The following is a 23,165-nucleotide window of genomic DNA, read 5'->3' as shown; positions in this document are numbered from 1 at the left end:
CGAAGCTTCCGCGGCTTATTTACAGAGTACCGCCCACAGAGCTCTGAAGTGCGAAAACTTCGTGGCATCGATCAATGTGGCCAACGACTGACCAGACGCTCCATCATGCGTCCGCACTAACACTACCCAGCCAAGCCTCCGGGCTCTCGCTTTCGAGCTCTGTCCTGTTCGATAACGTTCACGGTGGTCGTTGTGACTGACGAGCGATACTTCTCCCACAGACGCGAGCGCGGACGAACTCCAACGAATGCAACCGTAAGCGCAACCGGCACCATCGGGCTAACCCGCGATGCCGGGCAGCCCTGCTGAGCGGCAGGCCAAGCGAAAGCTCAGAACTAGATCGGTGAAAATATGGCCCGCGGTTAGTGATCGTCTGGCACGCTCCCACTTATGTTCAGTTTCCTACGGAAGCGCGGCCGTGTGACGGACGACGAACCCGAGCACGTGCCCGTGATGCCTGCTTGGTCGATCTGGGCTGGCGCTGCCGTCTTGCTAGTAGTCGGGACACTCGCGGTCTGGCTACTTCTCAGCCTCTACGGCGGCGGCAGTGCGCAAGACAAGATCCAGCTAGAGATCATCAAGCTAGCCGGAAGCATCGTTGTCGGCACAGGTGGAGCCGTTGCCCTGTTTTTAGCCGCACGTCGACAACGCACGACGGAGCTTGACCTCGCCCAGAAAGCCCGGACCGCAGTCGCCACCGAACATGACGCCACAGAGCGCCGGGTCACCGAGCTCTACGCTGCCGCCGCTGAACAACTTGGATCAGACAAGGCCCCGGTTCGGATGGCGGGTCTATATGCACTAGAGAGACTGGGACAAGCGAATCCAATTCACCGACAGACAATCGTTGACTTAATGTGTTCATATTTACGAATGCCATTCTCTCCAAGTAACTTCGAAAGAGATACCAGTCCGATAGAAAACCTTGAAGAGAAACGCAAGAGGGAAATCCGCCCCCGGGTGAGCATATTCGAACTCGATGGTCAGTATTTTGAAACGGAAAGTCCAGGGTTAGCTGCTTTCGTGAGCCGTCAGCCGAAGCCGGAACTGGCAATCCAGGACGAGGAAGCTATTCAAGAAATCCAGGTGCGGCAGACAGTGCAGCGCCTGATTGGCTCGCACATCCGGCCAAGTCGGCAAGATAAAGACTCAGGAAACCAATTCTGGGAAGACATTGACCTCGACTTGTCTGAGGCTACATTGTTTCAGTGGTCGATGGATCAATGTTGTGTTCGATCTGCACAGTTCAGGGAAACCCGTTTCGTCGGCGGCACGTACTTTGTTGGATCTCGCTTCAAAGGAGAGGCGTCATTTGATGAGTCACGATTTTTCGGAGGGGTAACATTTAAGGGGGCCAGCTTTGAAGGTGAACTTTGGTCCACTGGCACGGTATTCGACGGCGTCAACTTTTCCAGCGTCGAATTCTTTGATGGAGCAAACTTCGGGGACGCCACTTTCAATGAGATGGCTATATTTCGATCGGCATCATTTCATGGCGACGCATCATTTCGAAATGCCTACTTCGGCGAGGGTGCAAAGTTTGCCCATGTTGATTTTTACAAGGATGCATCGTTTGATCAAGCTCAGTTTCTAGACGCGAAAGCGGCGCATCCTTCGGAGATCCCCAGGGAGGCATGGTTTGGCAGCTGTCGCTTTCATTCGCTTGCGCATTTCCATGATTCATATGCGTTCGCAAGAACAACAGGGGAAGTGTGGAGCTCAATTCCCAACTGGGAGGCACAACTAGTGGATAACGAAATAGAAGATAACTACGAAAGAGTTCTCATGGCTATGATACCAAGAGGGGTCGAGAATTGATCACTGTTCCGACGCCGATCAGCGCCGGCCAACGCTCGGACTCAATCCAACAGTCGTCGAACTCCAGCATTTCCTGTCGCTTTGATTCGCGCAAATTCATTCTCAGCCTCAGAGTGATCCAACTTTTCGAGAAGCTTTTGTATTTCGCGCTTGTGGGATGCCGAAGTGTGCGGATAGTTTAGCTGATCCTCCAAAGTTTTTCGCGCCCGCTTTACTTGAGATCGTTCATTGTACCACTCAAGCCGAAGCTTTAGCTGAAAAAATGCCGAGCTTCCGAGCACAGTAACGACTGGCGTCAGGAGAACAAGAACCTGCCCAAGCATGGTTTGCAGGCCAATATAATGGGCCAACGAAACTACCGCCGATCCGCTACCAAACCCCCCGACTCCCGCAGCAGGAAAAGAATTGTATTTCCCTTTAGGGGCGGTTGTCGCATTCTGCTCGATTTGCGAACCACTTACGCCTTGAGTCATTTCGCCGAACCCCGATTCACAGGATGGCGCTGCAAGTAGCCCTTTACAAACTCCTCAGCCTGGCGCGGATCATCAACATCGATTTCGACCAAACCGACGTCGTCTCGTGATTCGGCGGGATTTTTCGGCGTCCATCTCGCTGCGAATGTCGCGCTTGCGGCAACCAGCAGCGCGACCACGCTGGACAAAGGGGCAACAGTGCCTGCCGCAAGATCAACGACCACGCCGATATCCATGCACGCAGTGTATTCCGAACGCTACCGAAAGCGACAGGGTGGCACCACTAAGCGTGCCGCGACTTCCTAAGCGTGGCCTCGCCCTTGCGCAGCCTTGCGAAGTTCTGCGCGGACAACGTCGAGATCAAACTTGTAGCGACCCCCAGGAGTCACGAGCGCGACCGAGATCAAACCTTCGTCGGCGTAGCGGCTGATGGAGCGGCGGGAGATTCCTAGCTCCTTCGCCAGCTCGCCGGAGGACAGCAGCCGCTTGGTCACGTGCTGAACGTATGGCTGCGGCGTGTCCTCTGCTGCCTCTCTGGCCTGCATGGCCTCATTGGCCTTACAGTTGGCCTACTTGGCCTCAATGTCCGTTTTGGGGGTGGCTGGTGGATCGCAGTACGTGGGTGGTTGGGGTCGGCGGGTGGATGTACGTGTGGCCGCACGGCCGGGAGGTTCAGGTCTACGGCGGGACGGAGTACGTCCGGCGACTGACCGGGGAGCTTCGGGAAGCTGAGCCGTTGCGGCGGATTCAGGTGGGGCGGTTCCCGACTTATGAGGACTTTCAGGAGTGGTGCATGGCCGAGCGCCGCGAGCGTGAGGCTGCTTGTGCCCCTCCCGTCATCCCCCGCCGACCGGGAAACTAGCTCTCCGGTGATCTCAGGGCGCCATGAGAAGCCCTATGCCGAGCGCGTCTTGGGCAGGGGTCTACCGCAGTCACGTGCACGTCAGGGCACGAATCGAAAGGTAGCGTGAGCACGCATGGAGTTGGTACCGCAAGCTGCCGAGACGGCCGAACGTTTCGTCGCGCCGCTCGGCCGGCGCTGGCTGCACGTTCAAGCCGTCGCCTCCCGCGCGACGGAGTTACAGGAAGCGCTGCCTCCCGAGGACCGCGACACGCTGATCGCGGCGGCCTGGCTGCACGACATCGGATATGCCGAGGAGGTCGGGCATACCCGCTTCCACCCGCTGGACGGTGCCCGATACCTGCGGGAACAGCAGTGGCCGGAGCGCATCGTGAACCTCGTGGCGCACCACTCCGGCGCCCGGTTCGAAGCAGCCGAACGCGGACTTGACCACGAACTCGCAGAGTTCCCGTTCGAGGACTCCGCCTTGCTCGACGCCCTGGTAACCGCTGATCTCACGACCGGCCCCGCCGGCCAACGGCTGACCTACTCCGGGCGGATCGACGAGATTCTGAGCCGGTACGCCCCAGATGACCCCGTGCACCGCACCTGGATCAAGGCACGCCCGGTGCTCGCTGAAGCCGTGGCGCGCACGGAACGGCGGCTGGCCGAGGATCAGCCCAAGTAGGGCTGCGTTCGGGTCTCGTCCAGGGCATGATCGATCCGCAGGCGCATCGACGCGTGAATGGTCAGCTGATCGAGGTCCGCTGGGGCGACCCAGCGGACCGCCTTGGTTTCGCTGCCGTCTTCCCGCGGCCGACCGCCGGTCCAGCGAGCTTCGAAGCACAGCGAGAACTGTTGCCGCACTTCGCCATCGGTGTAGGCCATGACGTGGCGCGGATCGGTGTAGGTGCCGACCAGCCGCATGACCTCGACGTCCAGGCCGGTCTCTTCCTGAACTTCCCGCACCACGGTGTCCGTGATGGACTCCCCCGCGTCATGGCCGCCGCCGGGCAGCGCCCACAGGTCGTTGTCGACCTTGTGGATCAACAGCACCTCGCCAGCGGCGTTGCGGATCACCGCGGTGACGGACGGGACCACCGAATTCGCCTTCGGCGCGTCCGGGTCGTTGAAGTAGTCGACGCGAGCCACTGGCTTCTCCTCACAGCGTGTCGGATTCGGCTTCTTTCCAGACCCGCTCGAAGGACTGCATGTAGTGCTCCCACATCGGCCCGTCGGGAACCTTCCGCAGGTGCATCACGGGGCACTCCCCGGCGAGCGCCCCGAAAGCGTGCCCGTTGACGAGCAGCTGGTCATCGAAGCGGTAGAGCGAGTTGTACAGGATCGTTCCGTGCGTGCGGACTTCAACGTTCGGCAAGCTGGAGACCTTGCTCAGGTACCGCCGCATCAGCTGAATACGACCTTCCAGGCCGCCGGTCGTGCCTTCCTCGACGGCCCGCTGAATGACGGCTGGGGACGTTTCATCTCCCACGGCGAAGCGGACATGTGCGCCCGACTCCGCTTTCTGCTTCACCAGCGGAAGGATGTCGTGCTGCTCGACGAGGAACTGACCGGAGAAGACCAGCACCTCCATGCGTTCCCGCACGCCAGCGATCAGCTCTGTCCACAGCGCGAACGGCACCGCCGAGCGGGATGGGTAGAGGTGCACCAACTCGGTGTTGTCGCTGGGCGATGTGTGCAGGTCATCCGCTAGCGAGGGCCAGAGCTGGACCTCGGCGACGTTGAGCAGTTCCGCGACCTCGCGACGGGTCTTCCGATGTGGAACCCGTTCCTTCGTGATCCAGCGTTCGGCAGTCTTCGGATCGACGTCGACAGCCTTCGCGACTTCCTCAATCGTGAGGTTGACGGCGCGAGTGGCTGCGCGCAGGCGCTCGTTCGCCACCACACCTCCAAGGGACGTTTCGGGACGTTCTCCGGGCGTTTTGGGACGCCTCGGGGGATCAGCTGGGACGGTATATCCCGCCCAGGACGTCTGCAAATGACCAGCAAATACCCGTGGGAACGTCCGCGCGTTCCCGGTCAAATTGGTGCCAGCAAGGAAAGACCAGCACCGATACGCGGTGCGGACGGACCTAGGAGGCAGCAATGGCGAAGAACGCAATCCCCGGAGCACCGAAGGCCGGCGGCGGCCCGCTCTCGAAGCTGATCGGCGTCCTGTTCCTGTTCGCGGCGCTCGCGACGGTCATCCAGAGCCCGGTGGCGGCGGCCCACTTCGTGACGTCAGTGGCGGGGGGAATTGGGAGCGCAGGCAAGTCCTTGATGACCTTCTTCGGTGAGGTCAGCTAATGTTGCGCACTCCGTTTTCCTTGTGGGCGCGCTCAGCGAGCGTCGCGCGCTTCGATGTCGCTCAACTTGGTGCCGAGCTGCCGAACTTCCGCCCGGAGATCGTCGATCTCGGTGCGGGCATCGGTCAGCTCATGGGAGAGGCGAGCGACGTCGGACCGGAGAGTCCCGGTGTCTTCGCGCGAGACTTCTCCTTCGAGCACCTGGGCCAAGTGATCAGCGGGCCAGCGGAGCCCTTCGGAGATCGCCGCCAAGGTTCGCGGGCTCCGGCGGCGCGGCTCGTAGTTGTTCTGGAGCTGTCGCAGGGTCGCCGTGCTGACACCGGACCGCTCCGCTAGCTCTCGCTGGGTCAAGTCCAACTCGGCCAATCGGGTGTTGATGGCGGTCGCTACGGCGTCCCAGTGCTTGCCCACGTAAGCCTCCCCCGAACCCGCTACTACCAGCGCAAATCATAGCGCTTCAACCGATCAAGAGCCCACCTGTGCACGCGAACCTTCGGTTCAGCGGCATCGTCGATCTTGTGTAGCGCTACTAGTAGCGCTACTTTTATCGACATCGCTTGGAAGGAGGCTGAGGGATGTCCCCTCACGACTACGACTTTTCCGCAATTGACCTGGCCTTTTGCGAGGCCGCTTTGCCTGAGTGGGACCGCCTGCACGTGCGGGACCACTGGGAGGCGGTCGTCGCCGAGGAGTTGGGTTCGCCGGAGCCGCTGGTGGCGCCGTTCGTCTGGTCGGAGTTGGGTTCAGGTGAGCGGGTCCGGCTGCGTCGCTACCAACGGCGCGTCGGGAACTCGGTGTTGCGCCTGGTTTCCGCTGCTGCCGAGGTTCCGGCGGGGGAGCTGGACGGGGAGGCCGCGTGATGGCCGTGCACCTCGAACCCGCTCTGATCTTCGCTGCGGTTCTGCCCGCGCTGCTGGTGGCGCATCACGTCGCTGATCACTGGTTGCAGACCTCGCACCAGGCGGCGAACAAGGGCCGTCCGGACTGGCTGGGGCGGTTCTCCTGTGCGGCGCACGTGCTGTCCTACACCGCCGCCACGGCCGGAACGGTCGCGCTGCTGTGGGCGGTGCTCGGCTTGCCGATCAGCCCGGCCGGGTTCGTCGTCGGCCAGGTGGTCAGCGCGGTCACCCACTACTGGGCCGATCGCCGGTTCACGCTCGCGACGCTCGCCGAGTGGTGCGGGAACGGGGAGTTCTACCGCTTCGGCGTACCCCGTACCGGTCGCGACGACAACCCGAGTTTGGGCACCGGCGCTTACGCGCTCGATCAGTCCTGGCACTGGCTGTGGCTGGCTGTGGCCGCCCTGCTCACCGCCGTTCTCTGACCACCGCAACACCAGGAGGAGCCATGCCTAAGAACTTCACCGTCCACATCGGAGGCCGGACCTACACCGCCGATGACCTCGCCCGGGGCGAGCACCGTGACGACCTGGCGATCACCGAACCCGGCGGCACCGTCGTGAACGTCAACCGCGGTGGCGTGGTCGGCATCCAAGCCGGAGTCATCACCGGCGACATCACCTTCGACTGAACCCGAACTACGGCCGAAAGGGCACTGCTTTGTCTGAGATCACCAACGCCAGCCTGACCACCGACATCGTCCTGTTCGCCGAGTCCGGCGGAGTGCGACACGTGCTGCTCATCCGCAGGGGTTGGACGCCGTTCGCGGGGCACTGGGCGCTTCCGGGTGGCTATGTCGACAACGGGGAGCGGTTCATCACCGCCGCCCGCCGCGAGCTGACCGAAGAGACCGGCCTGACCACCGGGCACCTGGACCAGGTCGGCGTCTACGACGAGCCCGAGCGCGACCCGCGCGGCCGAGTGATCTCTGTGGCCTTCACCGCGCTGCTGCCGACCATGCCGCAGGCCACCGCCGGAGACGACGCGCGAGACGCGCGCTGGATGCCCGTCGAGATCGCGCTGTCCCGCCGTCTGGCGTTCGACCACGACCTGATCGTGCGCGACGCGCTGCGCCGCCACTCCCGCTAGCGGTGCCCCCGGCCCAGCCAATCCCGCCAAGAACCGCGCTGGGCCGGGGCTCCCAACCCATCTCGTGATCAATCAGGAGGATTCCGATGCTAGTGCGCCTGTTCCGGATCGTGAGTCCGCCCGTGCGGGTGACGTTCCAGGCGTTGCGGTGGGGCGTGCTGCCCGCCGTGCTGTTGGTAGCGCTGTCACTGGCCTCAGGGCTGGTGCGCACCACCGCCCTCGCCGCGTTCGCCGTGATCGTGCTGCTGAAGGGCGTGATGCTCGCCGTCGAGCACCTGGGTGACCGCGTCCCCGCCCCGCGCCTGCTGCGGGAGGTGGCCCGGTGACCACCGCCAAGAGCGCCTACCCGATCCCGATCGAAGACCTCGTGCCGCAGGCCCGGCAGCTCGCCGCCGACCTCGGTGAACTGCCGTCGCGGAACCGGCTCATGTCGGAACTGCGGATCGGGGCAAAGAAGGCCAACACCGTGCTGGACCTGCTCGCCGAAACCACCCCGGAACCGAACCCGGTCCGGCTGCACCTGGTCTCCGAACCGGACTCGAACGACTCCGCCGGGCAGGCGGCAAAGCCGCCCGCCGAGGACCACGCCGAAGAGAACGGCCCGGAGCCGGAACCCGCCGATCCCGGCCCCGCCGAGCGCGACGAGCCCGAGACTCCGGCCACCGACGACCAGGCGGAGCCGATGGCCCCGGAGCAGGTCAGCAAGATCACGAACCCGGAGCCCCCGACCGTGGGCAAGCCGGTTTCGCGTTGGCCGGTGCTGTTGCTGGCGTTGCCCGCGTTCGTGGCGATCTGGTCCGGCTGGGTCGGCCTCGGCGGACTCACCGGGTTCGGCATCGTGCACCCGCTTCCGGGCATCTGGGACGGGCTCGAACTCAACACCGCGATCACCCTCCCCATCGGAGTCGAGACCTACGCCGCTTATGCCCTGCGGGTGTGGCTGTCCGGCCAGGTCCCGCACAGGGCACGCCGGTTCGCCCAGGTCTCCGCGCTCGGCTCGCTGGGGCTCGGCGCGCTCGGGCAGGTCGCTTACCACCTGATGACCGCCGCAGGCATGACCGCAGCCCCCTGGTGGATCACCACCCTGGTCGCGTGCCTGCCGGTCGCCGTACTCGGCATGGGCGCGGCCCTGACTCACCTGCTGCACACCGACCACCCGGAGGTGACCCCATGACCGACCACGACGAACAGCACCACGACCAGGACGAGCAGCAGACCGCCCGAGTCCTGCACCTGCCTTCCGAACGGGTCACCACGCCCAACACCGAGCAGCCCGCGACCGAGTCGGCCGAGACGGAGGTGATCGACGGCGAGATCGTCAAGCCGCCACAGGTGGGCCAGCCGACGAAATCCGAGCCCGGTTCGGCCCTGGTTCGTGCCGATAAGCGACTCCCCATCCTCCCGGCCTGGGCCAAGGACGCCGAGGAGTTCCGGGCCACCGCACGGTGGGCGCTGGGCTACGCCGGACACAGTGCCGGGTTCCACGCCGTGCGGTGCCCGGTCTACGTCACTCGGGTCGTCATGCGGATCCCCGCAGGATCGCTCCGGATGGTCGGCGGTCTGTTGCGGTGGATCGGTGATGCCGAGGGCCTCCCGGTGCGGCTCGCGTCGGCGCGGCGGGAGGACGCCGCCGAGTACCTGAAGCTCTCGCAGCAGCGGGACGGGCGGGTCCGTGCTCGCGCGTTCCTGGCCGCCGGCCTCGGCGCCGTGGGGTTGGCCGCGATCCTGCTCGGTCATGCCGTGCTTCCCGCCGCCGCACAGTGGGCCACGGTCGCGCTCGCGCTGGCGGGACTCGGCTGGTTGGGAGCGCCTTCTGACAAGCCGATCGCGTCGCGAGCGGTGGAGTCCACCAAGGTCCCCAAGCTCACCTCCGGCGCCGTCGAAACCGCACTGGCATCGCTGGGGATCTCGCTAATCAACCAGGCATTGGGCAAGGGCGGAACCGGGGTCGGGTTCCCGCGTCCGATCGCTCGCGATGGCAAGGGCTGGCGTGCGGACATCGATCTGCCGCCGGGGGTGACGCCGGGCGACATCATGGAGCGTCGCGCCAAACTCGCCTCCGGGCTCCGGCGCCCGTTGGGCTGCGTGTGGCCGGAGGCCGACAACGCCGAACACGCCGGACGCCTGATCCTGTGGGTGGGCGATCAGGACATGCGTAAGGCGACCCAGCCCGCTTGGGCGCTGCGCAAGGGAAACCGGGTCGATCTGTTCCAGTCTCAGCCGTTCGGGACCGATCAGCGTGGCCGGTGGGTGGATCTGCGGCTGATGTTCACCTCGGTGGTCATCGGGGCGATTCCCCGCATGGGCAAGACGTTCGCTCTCCGCGAGCTGCTGCTGATCGCCGCCCTCGATCCACGGGCGGAGCTGCACACCTACGACCTCAAAGGCACCGGCGACCTCGACCCGCTGGAACCGGTCACCCACGTCCACGGGGTAGGGGACGAACCGGAGGAGATCGACAAGGCCGTCACCGACCTGCGAGCACTACGCGACGAGCTGCGCCGCCGCGCGAAGCTGATCCGGGACCTGGCGAAGCAGGGCCTGGCACCGGAGAACAAGGTCACCCCCGACCTGGCCAGCAACAAGACGCTGCGGCTGCACCCCATCGTGATCGGGGTCGATGAGTGCCAGGTGTGGTTCGAGCACCCCGACTTCGGCGAAGAGCTCGAAGCGATCTGCACCGACCTCGTGAAACGCGGCCCGGCGCTGGGCATCATCTTGATGCTCGCCACCCAACGCCCCGACGCGAAATCCCTGCCCACCGGCATCAGCGCCAACGTCTCGACCCGCCTTTGCCTGAAGGTCCAGGGACAGACCGAAAACGACATGGTCTTGGGCACGTCGAAGTACAAGCAGGGCGTGCGGGCCACGACGTTCGCGTGGGACGACAAGGGAATCGGCTACCTCGTCGGCGAAGGCAGCGAAGCGCAGATCGTGCGCAGCGTCGCCGGACTCGACGGACCAGCCTCAGACAAGGTCGTGGCCTACGCCCGACACCTGCGCGAGCAGGCCGGGACCCTGACAGGCCATGCCATCGGCGAGCAGCTTCAGTCCGAACAGGACTCCCGCCGGGACACGCTGCTTGAGGACGTCCTCACCGTAGTGCCGGAGATGGAGAAGAAGGTCTGGAACGAACGCGTCATCGCACGCCTCTACGAACTGCGACCCGACGTCTACGGCACCTATCGGGAGGCTGCCGACCTCACCGCCGCACTGAAGCGCCACGGCATCCGCACCGGGCAGGTCTGGGGCACAACCGACGAGGGCAAGGGTGCGAGCCGCATCGGCATCACCCGCGCCGACATCACCGAAGAAGTCACGGAACGTAACCGTCATCGCGATGCCGGATAGCCCCCGGCGGGTCTCTAGCCCTAGACGGTGCCGCCTCTAGGTCTAGAGACCCCGCTAGACACCCATTCCGTTTGCCACCAGCGCCCTAGTTCCTAGAGGCGTGCGGGCCGATCTGTGCCCGAAACCGCCTGGAGGCCACCTGTGACCCCCGCAAACTCCGCGAGCACCATCCTCATCGCCGCCCTGATCATCATCACGCTCGGTTACATCGCGAGCTGCGTGCTCTGGCCGTTCAAGGCCTGCCGGACCTGCCACGGAGAGGGCAAATTCCGCTCCCCGTTCCTCCGCGCCATCCGGCTCTGCGGCGCGTGCAAGAGCACCGGACTGCGGCCCCGAGCCGGGCTCAAGGCGTGGAACGCCTACCGGCGTCTGCACCGCAAGAACCGCCGCAACCGCTGAGGAAACCGCGGTCCCGCCCGGCTGTCTCTGGCCGGAGTCCGACGGGCGGGACCACTTCACTCCCGAAGGAGCGCACCGCTCATGTTCGCAGAACTCACCTTGCCCTTGATGACCGCCGGATGGGCCGCGGCCGCCACCACCGCAGCGGCCTTCCTGGACCGCCGATTGCACACCGACGAACTCACCGGCATCGGCAACCGCGCCGCACTCCGACGCCACGCACGCCGCACCCGCCGGTCTGGGCTCGTCGGGGCGCTGCTCATCGACCTGGACCACTTCAAGGCCATCAACGACACCCACGGCCACGACTTCGGCAACGAGGTCTTGGCCGCCGTCGCCACCCGCCTCGCGGAGAACACCGCGCCGGGTGAGCGAGCCGTGCGGCTGCACGGCGACGAATTCGCCGTCCACCTCGGCCACATCGGCAGCCGTGCGGCGGCGAAGCGCCGGGCCGACGAGATCGCCCAGGTACTCGCCGAGCCGCTGGAAGTGCGGGGCCGGCGCCTCACCGCGCTGGGCAGCGTCGGCCTGGCCGTCGCCGAGGCCGGCGCCCCGCTCGGCGAGCTGCTCGGCGCGGCCGACCGGCGGATGTACCGGGCCAAGCACGCCCAACGGTCAGCCGTGGCGCTGGCCGGACGACCTCGCCGAGTCCGAGACCTGACGCCGCCGGACCGCACGGCCTGAGCCACCAGAGGAGAACCCATGACGACTTCGCTCGAACTCGCCACCTGGCTCGCACACCACGGGCTGTACGTCTTCCCGCTGCGGCCGAACAGCAAGCGCCCGTTCGGAAACTGCCTGTACTGCAAGGCCGACAAGTGCACTCCCACCGAGTGCCGCTGCCTGACAGCCGCTGTGCCGTGCCACGGCTACCTCTCGGCCACCACCGACCCGGCCGTGATCCGCCATTGGTGGACGCACACCCCGCGCGCCAACGTCGGCATCAGTACCGGCCCGTCCGGGCTGGTGGTCCTCGACCTGGACCGCAAGCCCAAACCAGCCGCACCCGCCGCAGACGACGTGCCCCTCCAGGTAGCGGACGGGTTGGAAGCACTGCACGCCATCACCACGGCCGAGAACGTGCACTTGCCAGAGACGCTGGAGATCTCGACACCGAGCGGCGGAAGGCACCTGTACTTCCGGGCTCCGGCAGGGCTCGACGCCACCAGTGACGCCAGCGGTCGAGTCGGCCACCAGATCGACATCCGTGCCCAGGGTGGCTACGTGGTGGCTCCGGCGTGCCGGATCACCGCGCCGCCGGAGGACTGCACCGGCACCTACGAACGGACCTCCAACCGAATCGACATCGCCGAGCTTCCCGACTGGCTGGCTCGCCGAGCCGTACCGCCGCCCCCGGCGATCGAACCGGGGGAGGCTCCCAACCTTCCCGCTGGACCGGCTGGTGGCCATGCGCCCGGCTACTGGCGGCGGGTCTGGGACGACGAGCTGCACAAGGTCGAAACCCGCGACGGGGAGCGCTGGCGACTCCTTTACGCCTCCGCCCGGCGGCTGGCGAACCTCGTCGTCCACGACACGGCCCCGTGGTCCGAACACGACGCCATCGACGCCCTGGTGGACGCCGCGATCCGCCGCCGCCAGCGCACCGGCAAACCGATCGAGGTAGCCACCGCCCGCCGCAACGCCGCACGCGGCTGGCAACGCGGCGCACGCGACGGACCGGACTCCCTCCACGGCTACGGCCATACCGCATGACCACCCCATCGACCCGCCTGGAGACACCCCGATGAAGCCTCAACCCGCCCGCGCCGGCGCCGCACTCCTCGACGAGCTGCACGCGGCCCTGACCCGCTACGTGATCCTGCCCAGCCCGCACGCCCTGGACGCCGTCGTCCTCTGGACCGCCGCCAGCCATGCACAACTCGCCTGGGCACACGCCCCGCGCCTGGTCATCCGCGCCCCGGAGAAGCGCTGCGGGAAATCTCGCCTGCTCGACGTCGTGGAGGCCACCTGCCACGACCCGTTCCTGACCGTCAACGCCAGCCCGGCCGCCGTGTACCGATCCATCACCGAGGACCCGCCCACGATGCTCGTCGACGAGGCGGACACGATCTTCGGCCCCAACGCCGACGGGAACGAGGACCTGCGCGGGCTGCTCAACGCCGGACACCAGCGCAACCGCCCGGCCAAGCGCTACGACGCCGCCACCAACCGCGTCGAATCGATCGCCACGTTCGCGATGGCCGCGCTCGCCGGAATCGGCACCATGCCCGACACCATCGAAGACCGCGCCGTCGTGATCCGCATGCGCCGCCGCGCACCCGGCGAAAAAGTCGCCCCCTACCGGCACCGACGCGACCGGCCCGCGCTCGTGGAACTCGCCGGACGGATCGGCGACTGGCTCCGCACCGACCTGGCCCAACTCGAACGCGCCGAACCCCCGATGCCCATCGAAGACCGCGCCGCCGACACCTGGGAACCGCTGATCGCGGTCGCCGACCACGCGGGCGGCGACTGGCCCGACCGGGCACGCCAAGCCGCTCTCACGCTGATCGCCGAGTCCCAAGGCGACAACGAAGGAACCCTGCGCACCCGGCTACTGGTGGACTGCCGCACCGCCTTCGGCGATCAGTACGAGATCGCCAGCGGCGAACTCATCCGCCAGCTCAACGCCGACCCCGAAGCACCCTGGCGCGACTACGGCGCCCAAGGCCTCACCCAAGCCAAGCTCGCCCGGCTGCTCGGCGAGTTCGACATCCGCTCCGGCAACGTCCGCTTCCCCGACGGAACCCAGTCCAAGGGCTACCGCCGCTCGGACTTCCTCGACGCCTGGACCCGCTACTGCTCACCCCCTGGGGGTGAGCCGTCCCGGCCGTCCCAAGCGTCGCCGCCCAGCTCAACGCGGGACGCCTTGCACCCCTGGGACGGATCAAAGCGTCCCACCGAACCAAACCGTCCCAGCCTGACCAGCATCGCGACGCCTGGGACGTCTGGGACGGCTTCCCCCTCCACCACCGAAAGGGGCGCCGCATGACCGACCGCCGCCAAAGTCGCCGCGCCTCGCCCACGGGAGCCCCGATTCCTCCGAAGTCCAGTCAGAAGAGCGCTACCGCCACCAAACCGCCCCGCGTTGAGCGCCGAACCGCGCTCCTGACCGTCCCGGAGTTCTGCGGGCAGATGAAGATCTCGCGCTCGACCTTCTACGAGTGGCGTGCGAAGGGCATCGGCCCCGCGTGCGTGAAGTTGCCGAACGGCGGGCTCCGAATCCGCCGCACTGAAGCGGATCGCTGGCTGATCGACCTGGAGGACGCCGCATGAGCGAGACCACTCACGATGTCCGCATCTGGTCCATCGACAAGTGGACGGGGAAGACGAAGACGACCTACTGGGTGCGCTGGCGAGCCGCCACTCAACGGTTCAAGGAGCCGTTCAGCACCTTCAACCTCGCGGATGCCTTCCGGTCGAAGCTCGTCACGGCGACGCGGAACGGGATCGCGTTCGAGTGCACGACCGGCCTTCCGGTCACCATGCAGCAGCAGGCCGCAGCCCAGCAGACCTGGTTCGAGTTCGCGTGTGAGTACGTCGACATGAAGTGGCCCGACATCGCGCCGAACAGTCGGAAGAGCATCGCGGATTCCCTGATTCCGATCACTCTCGCGCTGCTGCGCGCTCCGCTCGACGGGCGGGACAGGCAGGCGGCGAGCAAGGCGCTCCGCTCCGCGTTCAGCACGACCACGCGCAGCGCGGCCCACCCCGAGGAGATCACCGGGTGGTTGCGCTGGTTCGGCCGGAACAGTCGTCACGTCTCCGAGCTTTCCGAGCCTGACGCTCTCCGGAAGCTGCTTAGCGCACTCGATTACAACCATGACGGCGGGAGGGCTGCCGCGAACACCGTGCGGCTACGGCGAACGACGTTGAAGGAAGCACTCGACTTCGCGCGGGAAAGGAACCTGCTCCGGACGAATCCGATGACCGAGATCAAGCTGAAGAAGGCGACGACTTCACTTCGGCTGGTGGACCGCCGGAGCGTGGCCAATCCAGTTCAGGCCCGAACCCTGCTCAATGCGGTGGAGGACATCAACGACAGGCTGACCGCGTTCTTCGCGCTGCTCTACTTTGGCGCTCTGCGCCCGGAGGAGGCCGCCGAAATCAGTAAGCGCAACCTCGCTCTTCCCAGCAGTGGATGGGGTGAGATCTACCTCGAACAAGCCGCCCCCGAAGTTGGTAGCCAGTGGAGCGACAGCAGAACCCGCAGCGAAGTACGCGGGCTCAAACACCGGGAAGACGGAGTGGGCCGCCCGGTCCCCTGCTCGCCGGGACTCACGAACTACCTGAACCGCCATCTGCGGCTGTACGGCACCGCGCCCGATGGCCGGCTGTTCCCCGGCCAGCGGAGCGGCGGGCGGCTCGGAAGCAGCGTCTACGGCCGCGTGTGGGCGCGTGCCCGTGCTGCGGTGTTCACCGAGGAGGTCCAGGCGTCGCCATTGGCGAAGCGGCCCTACGACCTCCGCCACGCCGCGGTGTCCACCTGGCTCAACGCGGGCGTGGAGCCGACGCGAGTAGCCGAGTGGGCGGGGCACAGCGTTCACGTCCTGCTTCGGGTCTACGCGAAGTGCCTCGACGGAGGCGAGACAGCGGCTCGGCAGCGGGTCCAAGACCTGCTCGGCGACCGGTGAGATTTCGGCACGCATTCGGCACAGACACCCGCCAACGGCCGTAGTCAGCCGGACACGACCGGACAACGCAAAACGGCCCGGTGACCCTGTCTTTGCAGGTCACCGGGCCGTTGTGGCTGGTGTGCCAGGTGGAGGATTCGAACCTCCGAAGCTTGCGCGGCTGATTTACAGTCAGCTCCCTTTGGCCGCTCGGGCAACCTGGCTTCGCCTGCCAGCTCGCGCTGGCTTGCGGGGACAAGAATACAGGTGTGCGTCGACCGGTTCCGGAGGGGGTGGTGCCGGTAGCGTGTCCGGGCGAGACGTCCCGTTCCAACAGGAGGTATGCGAGGTGGCAGACCCGTCGTTCGACGTGGTGAGCAAGGTGGACCGGCAGGAAGTGGACAACGCGCTGAACCAGGCCGCCAAGGAGTTGGCGAACCGGTTCGACTTCCGCGGTACGGGCACGAAGATCCAGTGGTCGGGGCAGGAGGCGATCGCGCTGGAGTCCGAGACCGAGGAGCGGTGCCGGGCCGCGATCGAGGTGTTCAAGGAGAAGCTGATCAAGCGCGGCATCTCGTTGAAGGCGTTCGACGTGGGTGAGCCCGCCAGCTCCGGGCAGGTGTACCGGGTCAGCGGCAAGGTCGTGCAGGGCATCGAGCAGGACGTGGCGAAGAAGATCTCGAAGAAGATCCGCGACGAGGGCCCGAAGGGCGTGCAGGCTCAGATCCAGGGCGAGCAGCTGCGGGTCTCGGGCAAGAAGAAGGACGACCTGCAGAACGTGATCCAGCTGTTGAAGTCCACCGACTTCGACGTGGCGCTGCAGTTCGAGAACTTCCGCTGATCCCGGCCGCTTCGCCGCGGGCCGGTCGTGGAACCAGGCCGGGTGCCAGGCAGGGCAGGTTCGGCACCCGGTCCGGGGATCCCGGGCGTGACGATCACGTCGGGCGCCCGGAACACCGCCTGTCGTCGCCGTAGCCGCCCGAACACGCTCCGCCGCGGCCTCGGCCCCGCCGGAGCGCTTTCGCATTGATCTTGAGCGGCTCAGGCTCTCGGCGCGGGCGTGGAACGGGCCACTGCGGGCGGGAAACTGCGGTTACCTCCAGGGCCGGGTCGTCTACCGTGGTGACGACCGACAGGCTCTGGAGGGATGTCCGGGTGAAGGGAATCGTGCTCGCGGGTGGCAGCGGCACCCGGCTGCACCCGTTGACGCAGGGCGTGTCGAAGCAGCTGCTGCCCGTCTACGACAAGCCGATGGTGTACTACCCGCTGTCGGTGCTGATGCTCGCCGGGATCCGGGACGTCCTGCTCATCTCCACCCCGGTGGACCTGCCGCTGTTCCAGCGGCTGCTCGGGGACGGTTCGCAGTTCGGCATCAGCATCGAGTACGCGGAGCAGCCGCAGCCGAACGGGCTCGCCGAGGCCTTCGTGATCGGCGCGGACTTCATCGGCTCCGACCCGGTGGCGCTGGTGCTGGGCGACAACATCTTCTACGGCCAGGGGTTCTCCCGGGTGTTGCAGCAGAGCACCCGCGACCTGCACGGGTGCACGCTGTTCGGCTACCCGGTGCGCGACCCGCACCGCTACGGCGTCGGCGAGGTCGACTCCGACGGGAAGCTCGTGTCCATCGTGGAGAAGCCGGAGCAGCCGCGGTCCAACAAGGCCATCACCGGCCTCTACTTCTACGACAACGACGTGGTGGACATCGCCCGCGGCCTGACGCCGTCGCCGCGCGGCGAGCTGGAGATCACCGACGTCAACATGGCCTACCTGCGGCAAGGGCGGGCGCACCTGACGGAGCTGGGCCGCGGCTACGCCTGGCTGGACACCGGCACCCACGATTCGCTGCTGGAAGCCGGCCAGTTCGTGCAGGTGCTGGAGCACCGCCAGGGAGTCCGCATCGCGTGCCTGGAGGAGATCGCGCTGCGGATGGGCTTCATCTCCGCGGAGCAGTGCCACGCGCTGGGCACCAAGCTCGCGAAGTCCGCCTACGGCGAATACGTCATGGAAGTGGCCCGCTCGGCCGGCGCCACCACCTGACGCCGGCTCACGGCATGAGGCGCCGGCCCGCCATGCCTTCCAGGCGTTGCACCCGGTCGCTGATGGGCGGGTGGGTGGAGAACAATCGCGCCATCCGCTCACCGGGGCGGAACGGGTTGGCGATCATCAGGTGCGACTGCGACACGAGCTTCGGGTCCGGGGCGAGCGGGGCCTCCTGCGTGCCGCGCTCCAGCTTGCGCAGCGCCGAGGCCAGCGCCAGCGGGTCCCCGGTGAGCTCGGCGCCGGACGCGTCCGCCTGGTACTCCCGGGACCGGCTCACCGCCATCTGCACCACGCCCGCCGCGACGGGCCCGAGCAGGGCGATCAGCAGCATCGCCACCGGGCTCGGCCGGTTCTCGTCGTTGCCGCCGAACATCCCGAACAACATCCCGAAGTTCGCCAGGAACGTCACCACGCTCGCCAGCGCCCCCGCGACGCTGGAGATCAGGATGTCCCGGTTGTAGACGTGGGACAGCTCGTGGCCGAGCACGGCGCGCAGCTCCCGCTCGTCGAGCAGTTCGAGGATGCCGGTCGTGCAGCAGACGGCGGCGTTGCGCGGGTTGCGGCCGGTGGCGAACGCGTTCGGCGCCCGCGTCGGGCTGAGGTACAGCGCGGGCATCGGCTGGCGGGCGGAGGTGGCCAGTTCCCGGACGATGCGGTACATCGCGGGCTGCTCCGCTTCGGACACGGGACGCGCGTGCATGGAACGCAACGCCAGCTTTGCCGAATTGAAATAGGCGTAGCCGTTCATGCCCAGCGCCACGACCAACGCGATGACCAGGCCCATCCGGCCGAACAAGGAGCCGACCAGAAGGACCAGGGCGCTCATCCCGCCGAGCAGCAGCGCGGTCTTGAGTCCGTTGAAATGCCCGCCCACCACGCCGCGCCCTCCGTGCCTGTCGCTGCTCACCGTGTGTCTCCTCCGGGCTCTGCTGAAACGCCCTCGACCTGCGACGTCACTCGTCGACGTGGTCGGGAGTCATAGGGAAAACGCGCGGCGGACGACCGAAGTTCCGCTCTCGTGGCGTGCCCCACGCCACCCGGTAGGTCCAGACCGATTCGACCATGGTGCAACGATGACCTGCAACGGTGCGATCAGACCACATGGGACCGGGACACCAAGATCCGTCGGGCCTAGCATGGCCGCGCCACCGAAATGAACAACTTTCCCGCCTGGGGGTCGGCGGGAGAGCGGAAAGGATCCCAGATGTTCGCCAAATTGCGCAGGCGTCGCGGCAACACCGGCGCCGCTCCACGGCCCGGCGCCGGAAACGCCGGATACCTGCCGGAAACCCCCCTCGATGGCGGCGTGATCAGCTGCCAGGTGCACGACGAGATGGGCAAGCTGCTGCCGGGTGCGCTGGTCACCATCACCGACCGGCTCAACCAGCAGATCGCGCACTCCGAGACGGACAGCTACGGCTCGTTCCTCGCAACGGTGCAACCGGGCATGCACAAGATCTCGATCAGCGCCGGCGGGTTCAAGCGCAAGAGCGCGCGCATCGAGGTGCGGGTCAACCAGCACACCTCGCTCGGCGGCGTGCGGCTGGAGTCGGACAACTCGCTGGCGCTGCCCCAGCCGGGCGTGTGGACCTTCGACCCCACCCACACCGAGATCCACTTCGTCGCGCAGCACGTCGGCATGTCGAAGATCCGCGGGCGGTTCAACGCCTTCGAAGGCCAGATCCAGGTCGCGCCGCGCTTCGAGGACTCCCGGATCGACGTGGTGATCGACGCCGACAGCATCGACACCGGCGTGAACATGCGGGACACGCACCTGAAGTCGGCGGACTTCCTCGACGTGGAGAACTACCCGAAGCTGTACTTCAGCAGCACGAAGTTCCACCAGGTCCGCGGCGACCGCTGGCTGATCGACGGCGCGTTCACGCTGCGCGGCAGCAGCAGCAACGTGCAGCTCGACACCGCCTACCTGGGGCAGCGCACCTGGCAGGGCCCCGGCTTCGACAGCGACCGCCGGGCCGCCTGCCGCGCCACCACCAGCCTGCGCCGCGAGGACTACGCGGTGAACTGGCAGGCGACGCTCGCCAAGGGCATCGCCGTCGTCGGCCCGACCGTCGAGATCGAACTCGGCGTGCAGGCCGTGCTGGAGCAGTGATCGCCCGCGCCGACGGTTGCGGGGAACCGTCGGCGCTCCCTGCTGATCAGCTCAGCCGTGCAGTTCCATCGTGCAGCACTTCGGGCCACCGCCCGACTTTCGCAGCTCCGAGACGTCGACGTGGATCGGCTCGTACCCGCGCGCCCGCAGCTGCTCCGCCAGTCCGGTCGCCTCCAGCGGCAGCACCACGTTGCGGCCGTCCGAGACGCCGTTGAGCCCGAGGCACGAGGCGTCGGCGGCGTCGGCGATCACCGCGTCCGGGAACAACCGCTGCAGCACCCGTCGCGAACCCGGCGAGAACGCCTCCGGGTAGTAGGCGATCTGCGGGTGCGCGCCCTGCTCCAGGACGAACAGCGCGGTGTCCAGGTGGTAGTAGCGGGCGTCGACCAGCCGCAGCGAGACCACCGGCACGCCCAGCGCCTCCTGCGCCTCCGCGTGCGCTTCCGGGTCGGTGCGGAAACCGGTGCCCGCCAGCAGCAGGCCACCGGTCCACGCGAAATCGCCCTCGGCCTCGTTGATCCGCGCGGGCATCACGATCTCGCGGTAGCCGTTCTCGCCGAACCAGCGGCGGAAGTGCTCGGCCTCCGCCGCGCGCTGCTCGGCCCGGAACCGGGAGCCCAGCACCCGGCCGCCGACGACGGTGCCGGAGTTCGCCGCGAACACCATGTCCGGCAGCCCCGGCTGCGCGGGCACCACCGACACGGCGTGGCCGAGCCGCTCGTAGGTCTCCTTGAGCTCCCGCCACTGCCGCATCGCCACCGCGACGTCGACCGGTTCGTCCGGATCCATCCACGGGTTGATCACGTACTCCACCGCGAAGTGCTCCGGCGGGCACATCACGTAGTTGCGCAACGTGGGAGTGCGGGCGCCGGGGCGCGGCGCGGCCTGCTGATCCGCGAATGCGGCGGTGACCGTCATGATACGAAATCTAATCGGGCCTCCGACGACGTTCAATAACGCTCCATTGCGCGAATTGCGGCAGTATGTTGCGCATGGACACCTTGGATCAGCGAATCGTTTCGCAGCTGGTGACGGACGCGCGGGCGAGCTACGCCGAGATCGGCGCCGTGGTCGGGCTCTCCGCCCCCGCGGTGAAGCGCCGGGTGGACAAGCTGCTGGACCTGGGAATCCTGCGCGGGTTCACCGCGGTCGTCGACCCGGAGGCGCTGGGGTGGGGCACGGAGGCCTTCGTCGAGGTGCACTGCCACGGCAACGTGCCCACGCACCGCATCCGCAGCGGCCTGGAACCGCTGCCGGAGGTGGTGGCCGCCTACACGGTGTCCGGCCCGGCCGACGCGATCGTGCACCTGCGGGCCGCGGACATCCACCACCTGGAGACCGCGCTGGAACGGTTGCGCGCGGTGGAGTTCATCAGCCGCACCGTGTCGACGGTGGTGCTGTCCCGCCTGCTGGAGCGCCCACCGCAACCGTGAGCGACCGGTTCAACGCCTGTCTTTGACCGTGCCTCACCAGGCGAGCGACGTCATCGGTCGTTGTCCTGTCAGCGGCGCAGCCGCTGAGCAGTGACCACCAAAGCAAGACGACCACCGGCGGGTTCTCAGCGGCTTCCTCGCGAGGACAGCTTTTTTCCTCGTGGCGGAGCCACTTGGAAAAAAGATCCCGCAGCGAGGAAGCCGCTGAGGTTCCGCTGAACGACCAGCTACGCAGGCCAAGATCAAAGACAGAGCGTTCGGTCAGTCGTTCCAGGCTACGAAGCCTGCTTCTTCGGCGTCGACTTCGCTGCGGAACCAGACCTCGGCGACGATCCGGTCGTAGTGCGGCGAGTCCGGCGCGTGGTAGCGCCGCGAACCGAAATCGCCCTTGATCATGTGGCCGTCCTGCTGCGAGGGCTCCTGCGGCGCGGCGAGCGACTCGCGCCTGCGGTTGGCCTGCGCCTGCGGGTCGGCGTGCCACGCGGCGCCCTGCGAACGCGGGGGCTGCGGCATCCCGGGGCGCGGCCCGGCGCCGGGCGTGCGGCGCGGCAGCGGGGTCTGCTCCGACTCCGCGATCACCGGCACGTCCGGGGAGTGGCTGGGCGTGCCCGCCGAGTCGGCGAACTCGCTGCCCCGGCTTTCCACCAGCGCGCGCAGGTTGCCCGCGAAGCCGTGGTCGTCCTCGCGTTCCTCTGCCCGGTCGGACGCGGCGGGTTCGGCGGGCTGCTCCGGTTCGGGCTCGGGTTCCGGCTCCGGAGCCGGTTCGGCGGTTTCCCGCACCGGTTCGGCGACGTCCCGCACCGGTTCGGCGGTCTCCCGCACCGGCTCAGCGGTGTCGCGGGCCGGCTCGGCGGCCGGTCGCGGCGAGCTCGACAGGTCCGAGAGGCCCAGGGCCGCGGACAGCTCGGCCGCGCCGGACAGTCCCGGCGGCCCGGACCTGGCGGGAGCCTCGGAGCCGACGTCGGGCCGGGCGAAGATCTCGGTGCCGCCGCCGGTCGATTCCGCGGGCCGCGTCGGCTCGGCGGATTCGGGCGCGTCGTCCTTCTGGAACCAGGTGCTCGCCGACTCGGCCGGGCGGTCGGTCACCGGGTCGACGGACGTGCTCTCGCCGCGGCCGAGCGCCTGCCCGATGTCGGCGGAGGACGGACGCGGAGCGTCGTCCTCGGGCTCGTGGTCGGCGGGGATGGTCCACGGCGCGGACCGGTTCGCCGGCGCGGGCGTCTCGTCGTCCCGGCCGCGGCTGGGCCACCAGCCGCCGCTGGAGCGGCCCGCGTAGGCGCTCTCGTCCTCCTGCCAGGCCCCGGTGGGCCGCGCCGCCGGCGCCGCCTGCTGCTGCGGGCGCTGCGCGGTGGGGCGCTGTTCGGCGGGGCGGGGCGCGTCGTCGTCGACGACGAGGTCGGCGACCTGCGAGCCGCCGCGCACCGACACCTCGGCGCGCGCGTCGGCTCCGGCGGGCTGCTCCGCGCCCGGGTGCGGCAGCCGGGCGGTGTGCGCCGGCGGCTGCGGCGCCGGTTCGGGCGGCTCCGGCAGCGGGTCCTCGTCCGGTTCCTGCTCCCAGCGCGGCTGCACGGTGGTGCGCTCGACCTTCCGCGGCGGCGCCGGGTCGTGCGGGCGCCGGACCTGCCGGTCGTGGCGCGCGCCCTGCTGCGCCACGTTCTCCGCGTAGTCGGACCTGACCTTGCGCAGCTTCCGCCGCAGCGGGACCACGAACAACAACCAAGTGATCACAGATCCGAGCAGGAACGCGGCGACACTCCACAACCACACCTGCGTAAACAGCCACACCACCG

General features: G+C 67.4%; 29 protein-coding genes and 1 tRNA gene. 20 read left to right on the top strand and 10 right to left on the bottom strand.

Features of this window, described 5'->3' with window-relative positions; all coding sequences use genetic code 11:
* Positions 1–420 precede the first annotated feature (420 nt).
* Positions 421–1,818, top strand: a complete 1,398-nt coding sequence (locus BJ969_RS30715) for a pentapeptide repeat-containing protein (RefSeq protein WP_184476203.1) — start codon at positions 421–423, stop codon at positions 1,816–1,818.
* A gap of 41 nt (positions 1,819–1,859) precedes the next feature.
* On the opposite strand, the gene BJ969_RS00560 is transcribed toward BJ969_RS30715, so the two are convergent.
* The 3 genes from BJ969_RS00560 to BJ969_RS00550 all read right to left on the bottom strand — a co-directional run bounded on the left by BJ969_RS00560 (position 1,860) and on the right by BJ969_RS00550 (position 2,785).
* Positions 1,860–2,291, bottom strand: coding sequence for a hypothetical protein (locus tag BJ969_RS00560; RefSeq protein WP_221315666.1), 432 nt, complete (start codon positions 2,289–2,291; stop codon positions 1,860–1,862).
* On the bottom strand, positions 2,288–2,527 hold the full coding sequence (locus tag BJ969_RS00555) for a hypothetical protein (protein ID WP_184476200.1): 240 nt from the start codon (positions 2,525–2,527) through the stop codon (positions 2,288–2,290). The genes BJ969_RS00560 and BJ969_RS00555 overlap by 4 nt, the downstream gene beginning before the upstream one ends.
* A gap of 66 nt (positions 2,528–2,593) precedes the next feature.
* Positions 2,594–2,785, bottom strand: a complete 192-nt coding sequence (locus BJ969_RS00550; RefSeq protein WP_343071156.1) for a MerR family DNA-binding transcriptional regulator — start codon at positions 2,783–2,785, stop codon at positions 2,594–2,596.
* A gap of 483 nt (positions 2,786–3,268) precedes the next feature.
* On the opposite strand from BJ969_RS00550, the gene BJ969_RS00545 reads away from it, so the two are divergent.
* Positions 3,269–3,820 carry an HD domain-containing protein gene (locus tag BJ969_RS00545; protein WP_184476197.1) on the top strand — a complete coding sequence of 184 codons (552 nt, stop codon included), beginning with the start codon at positions 3,269–3,271 and terminating at the stop codon, positions 3,818–3,820.
* Here the strand turns inward: BJ969_RS00545 and BJ969_RS00540 are convergent.
* Together BJ969_RS00540 and BJ969_RS00535 are read right to left on the bottom strand one after the other, a co-directional pair.
* Positions 3,808–4,284, bottom strand: a complete 477-nt coding sequence (locus BJ969_RS00540) for an NUDIX domain-containing protein (RefSeq protein WP_184476194.1) — start codon at positions 4,282–4,284, stop codon at positions 3,808–3,810. The genes BJ969_RS00545 and BJ969_RS00540 overlap by 13 nt on opposite strands.
* Positions 4,285–4,294: 10 nt before the next feature.
* Positions 4,295–5,035, bottom strand: coding sequence for a helix-turn-helix domain-containing protein (locus BJ969_RS00535; RefSeq protein WP_184476191.1), 741 nt, complete (start codon positions 5,033–5,035; stop codon positions 4,295–4,297).
* Positions 5,036–5,238: 203 nt separating this feature from the next.
* On the opposite strand from BJ969_RS00535, the gene BJ969_RS00530 reads away from it, so the two are divergent.
* The gene (locus tag BJ969_RS00530; protein ID WP_184476188.1) at positions 5,239–5,439 is read left to right on the top strand and encodes a hypothetical protein; all 201 of its coding nucleotides are present in this window, start codon (positions 5,239–5,241) and stop codon (positions 5,437–5,439) included.
* Positions 5,440–5,471: 32 nt separating this feature from the next.
* Here BJ969_RS00530 and BJ969_RS00525 read toward each other — a convergent pair whose 3' ends face one another.
* A complete protein-coding gene (locus BJ969_RS00525) occupies positions 5,472–5,849 on the bottom strand; it encodes a helix-turn-helix domain-containing protein (RefSeq protein ID WP_184476185.1) in 378 nt (125 codons plus the stop codon).
* A 164-nt stretch (positions 5,850–6,013) separates the two neighbouring features.
* Between BJ969_RS00525 and BJ969_RS00520 the strand changes: the two genes are divergently transcribed.
* The 13 genes from BJ969_RS00520 (at position 6,014) to BJ969_RS00460 (ending at position 15,810) form a co-directional block, all read left to right on the top strand.
* On the top strand, positions 6,014–6,298 hold the full coding sequence (locus BJ969_RS00520) for a hypothetical protein (protein ID WP_184476182.1): 285 nt from the start codon (positions 6,014–6,016) through the stop codon (positions 6,296–6,298).
* Complete coding sequence (locus tag BJ969_RS00515) at positions 6,298–6,762, top strand: DUF3307 domain-containing protein (protein WP_184476179.1); 465 nt, start codon at positions 6,298–6,300, stop codon at positions 6,760–6,762. Before BJ969_RS00520 ends, BJ969_RS00515 begins: the two co-directional genes overlap by 1 nt.
* A gap of 23 nt (positions 6,763–6,785) precedes the next feature.
* Positions 6,786–6,968: a hypothetical protein gene (locus BJ969_RS00510; RefSeq protein ID WP_184476176.1), complete on the top strand. Its 183-nt coding sequence runs from the start codon at positions 6,786–6,788 to the stop codon at positions 6,966–6,968.
* A gap of 29 nt (positions 6,969–6,997) precedes the next feature.
* Positions 6,998–7,426 (top strand): NUDIX domain-containing protein, encoded by a 429-nt coding sequence (locus BJ969_RS00505; RefSeq protein ID WP_184476173.1) that lies wholly within the window; start codon positions 6,998–7,000, stop codon positions 7,424–7,426.
* A gap of 86 nt (positions 7,427–7,512) precedes the next feature.
* On the top strand, positions 7,513–7,752 hold the full coding sequence (locus tag BJ969_RS00500; protein WP_246456643.1) for a hypothetical protein: 240 nt from the start codon (positions 7,513–7,515) through the stop codon (positions 7,750–7,752).
* Positions 7,749–8,600: an ABC transporter permease gene (locus BJ969_RS00495; protein ID WP_184476171.1), complete on the top strand. Its 852-nt coding sequence runs from the start codon at positions 7,749–7,751 to the stop codon at positions 8,598–8,600. Before BJ969_RS00500 ends, BJ969_RS00495 begins: the two co-directional genes overlap by 4 nt.
* The gene (locus tag BJ969_RS00490; protein WP_184476168.1) at positions 8,597–10,777 is read left to right on the top strand and encodes an FtsK/SpoIIIE domain-containing protein; all 2,181 of its coding nucleotides are present in this window, start codon (positions 8,597–8,599) and stop codon (positions 10,775–10,777) included. Before BJ969_RS00495 ends, BJ969_RS00490 begins: the two co-directional genes overlap by 4 nt.
* A 141-nt stretch (positions 10,778–10,918) precedes the next feature.
* A complete protein-coding gene (locus BJ969_RS00485) occupies positions 10,919–11,176 on the top strand; it encodes a hypothetical protein (protein WP_184476165.1) in 258 nt (85 codons plus the stop codon).
* A gap of 81 nt (positions 11,177–11,257) precedes the next feature.
* Positions 11,258–11,860 (top strand): GGDEF domain-containing protein, encoded by a 603-nt coding sequence (locus BJ969_RS00480; RefSeq protein WP_184476162.1) that lies wholly within the window; start codon positions 11,258–11,260, stop codon positions 11,858–11,860.
* A gap of 18 nt (positions 11,861–11,878) precedes the next feature.
* On the top strand, positions 11,879–12,889 hold the full coding sequence (locus tag BJ969_RS00475; RefSeq protein WP_184476159.1) for a bifunctional DNA primase/polymerase: 1,011 nt from the start codon (positions 11,879–11,881) through the stop codon (positions 12,887–12,889).
* Positions 12,890–12,920: 31 nt separating this feature from the next.
* A complete protein-coding gene (locus tag BJ969_RS00470) occupies positions 12,921–14,168 on the top strand; it encodes a DUF3631 domain-containing protein (protein ID WP_184476155.1) in 1,248 nt (415 codons plus the stop codon).
* Positions 14,165–14,452: a helix-turn-helix domain-containing protein gene (locus BJ969_RS30710; protein ID WP_184476152.1), complete on the top strand. Its 288-nt coding sequence runs from the start codon at positions 14,165–14,167 to the stop codon at positions 14,450–14,452. The genes BJ969_RS00470 and BJ969_RS30710 overlap by 4 nt, the downstream gene beginning before the upstream one ends.
* Positions 14,449–15,810 carry a tyrosine-type recombinase/integrase gene (locus tag BJ969_RS00460; RefSeq protein WP_184476149.1) on the top strand — a complete coding sequence of 454 codons (1,362 nt, stop codon included), beginning with the start codon at positions 14,449–14,451 and terminating at the stop codon, positions 15,808–15,810. The genes BJ969_RS30710 and BJ969_RS00460 overlap by 4 nt, the downstream gene beginning before the upstream one ends.
* 122 nt (positions 15,811–15,932) lie before the next feature.
* Here BJ969_RS00460 and BJ969_RS00455 read toward each other — a convergent pair.
* Positions 15,933–16,013, bottom strand: a tRNA-Tyr gene (locus tag BJ969_RS00455).
* Between the two features lie 125 nt (positions 16,014–16,138).
* Here BJ969_RS00455 and BJ969_RS00450 point away from each other — a divergent pair.
* Together BJ969_RS00450 and rfbA are read left to right on the top strand one after the other, a co-directional pair.
* Entirely contained in the window at positions 16,139–16,630 is a 492-nt protein-coding gene (locus tag BJ969_RS00450; RefSeq protein ID WP_184476146.1) for a YajQ family cyclic di-GMP-binding protein, read from the top strand.
* Between the two features lie 314 nt (positions 16,631–16,944).
* The gene (gene rfbA, locus BJ969_RS00445) at positions 16,945–17,826 is read left to right on the top strand and encodes a glucose-1-phosphate thymidylyltransferase RfbA (protein ID WP_184476142.1); all 882 of its coding nucleotides are present in this window, start codon (positions 16,945–16,947) and stop codon (positions 17,824–17,826) included.
* 7 nt (positions 17,827–17,833) lie between these two features.
* Here rfbA and htpX read toward each other — a convergent pair whose 3' ends face one another.
* Entirely contained in the window at positions 17,834–18,703 is an 870-nt protein-coding gene (htpX, locus tag BJ969_RS00440; protein ID WP_184484568.1) for a zinc metalloprotease HtpX, read from the bottom strand.
* Positions 18,704–19,033: 330 nt separating this feature from the next.
* On the opposite strand from htpX, the gene BJ969_RS00435 reads away from it, so the two are divergent.
* Positions 19,034–19,942 carry a YceI family protein gene (locus BJ969_RS00435; RefSeq protein WP_184476139.1) on the top strand — a complete coding sequence of 303 codons (909 nt, stop codon included), beginning with the start codon at positions 19,034–19,036 and terminating at the stop codon, positions 19,940–19,942.
* A gap of 51 nt (positions 19,943–19,993) precedes the next feature.
* Here the strand turns inward: BJ969_RS00435 and ddaH are convergent, their stop codons facing one another.
* Positions 19,994–20,860 (bottom strand): dimethylargininase, encoded by an 867-nt coding sequence (gene ddaH, locus BJ969_RS00430; RefSeq protein ID WP_184476136.1) that lies wholly within the window; start codon positions 20,858–20,860, stop codon positions 19,994–19,996.
* A gap of 74 nt (positions 20,861–20,934) precedes the next feature.
* Between ddaH and BJ969_RS00425 the strand changes: the two genes are divergently transcribed.
* A complete protein-coding gene (locus BJ969_RS00425; RefSeq protein WP_184476133.1) occupies positions 20,935–21,375 on the top strand; it encodes an Lrp/AsnC family transcriptional regulator in 441 nt (146 codons plus the stop codon).
* A 261-nt stretch (positions 21,376–21,636) separates the two neighbouring features.
* On the opposite strand, the gene BJ969_RS00420 is transcribed toward BJ969_RS00425, so the two are convergent.
* Positions 21,637–23,163: a sunset domain-containing protein gene (locus BJ969_RS00420; RefSeq protein ID WP_184476131.1), complete on the bottom strand. Its 1,527-nt coding sequence runs from the start codon at positions 23,161–23,163 to the stop codon at positions 21,637–21,639.
* Positions 23,164–23,165 lie beyond the last annotated feature (2 nt).

It is taken from the genome of Saccharopolyspora gloriosae (assembly GCF_014203325.1).
GTDB classification, from domain to species: Bacteria; Actinomycetota; Actinomycetes; order Mycobacteriales; family Pseudonocardiaceae; genus Saccharopolyspora_C; species Saccharopolyspora_C gloriosae.
This window is presented reverse-complemented; position numbering and strand designations above follow the sequence as displayed.

Coding starts and splice junctions, on each gene's coding strand:
- BJ969_RS00490 (WP_184476168.1), top strand. CDS start 8,597: ATGACCGACCACGACGAACAGCACCACGACCAGGACGAGCAGCAGACC.
- BJ969_RS00545 (WP_184476197.1), top strand. CDS start 3,269: ATGGAGTTGGTACCGCAAGCTGCCGAGACGGCCGAACGTTTCGTCGCG.
- BJ969_RS00425 (WP_184476133.1), top strand. CDS start 20,935: ATGGACACCTTGGATCAGCGAATCGTTTCGCAGCTGGTGACGGACGCG.
- BJ969_RS00475 (WP_184476159.1), top strand. CDS start 11,879: ATGACGACTTCGCTCGAACTCGCCACCTGGCTCGCACACCACGGGCTG.
- BJ969_RS00480 (WP_184476162.1), top strand. CDS start 11,258: ATGTTCGCAGAACTCACCTTGCCCTTGATGACCGCCGGATGGGCCGCG.
- BJ969_RS00560 (WP_221315666.1), bottom strand. CDS start 2,291: ATGACTCAAGGCGTAAGTGGTTCGCAAATCGAGCAGAATGCGACAACC.
- BJ969_RS00515 (WP_184476179.1), top strand. CDS start 6,298: ATGGCCGTGCACCTCGAACCCGCTCTGATCTTCGCTGCGGTTCTGCCC.
- BJ969_RS00470 (WP_184476155.1), top strand. CDS start 12,921: ATGAAGCCTCAACCCGCCCGCGCCGGCGCCGCACTCCTCGACGAGCTG.
- BJ969_RS00460 (WP_184476149.1), top strand. CDS start 14,449: ATGAGCGAGACCACTCACGATGTCCGCATCTGGTCCATCGACAAGTGG.
- BJ969_RS00500 (WP_246456643.1), top strand. CDS start 7,513: ATGCTAGTGCGCCTGTTCCGGATCGTGAGTCCGCCCGTGCGGGTGACG.
- BJ969_RS00435 (WP_184476139.1), top strand. CDS start 19,034: ATGTTCGCCAAATTGCGCAGGCGTCGCGGCAACACCGGCGCCGCTCCA.
- BJ969_RS00555 (WP_184476200.1), bottom strand. CDS start 2,527: ATGGATATCGGCGTGGTCGTTGATCTTGCGGCAGGCACTGTTGCCCCT.
- BJ969_RS00510 (WP_184476176.1), top strand. CDS start 6,786: ATGCCTAAGAACTTCACCGTCCACATCGGAGGCCGGACCTACACCGCC.
- ddaH (WP_184476136.1), bottom strand. CDS start 20,860: ATGACGGTCACCGCCGCATTCGCGGATCAGCAGGCCGCGCCGCGCCCC.
- BJ969_RS00530 (WP_184476188.1), top strand. CDS start 5,239: ATGGCGAAGAACGCAATCCCCGGAGCACCGAAGGCCGGCGGCGGCCCG.
- BJ969_RS30710 (WP_184476152.1), top strand. CDS start 14,165: ATGACCGACCGCCGCCAAAGTCGCCGCGCCTCGCCCACGGGAGCCCCG.
- BJ969_RS00520 (WP_184476182.1), top strand. CDS start 6,014: ATGTCCCCTCACGACTACGACTTTTCCGCAATTGACCTGGCCTTTTGC.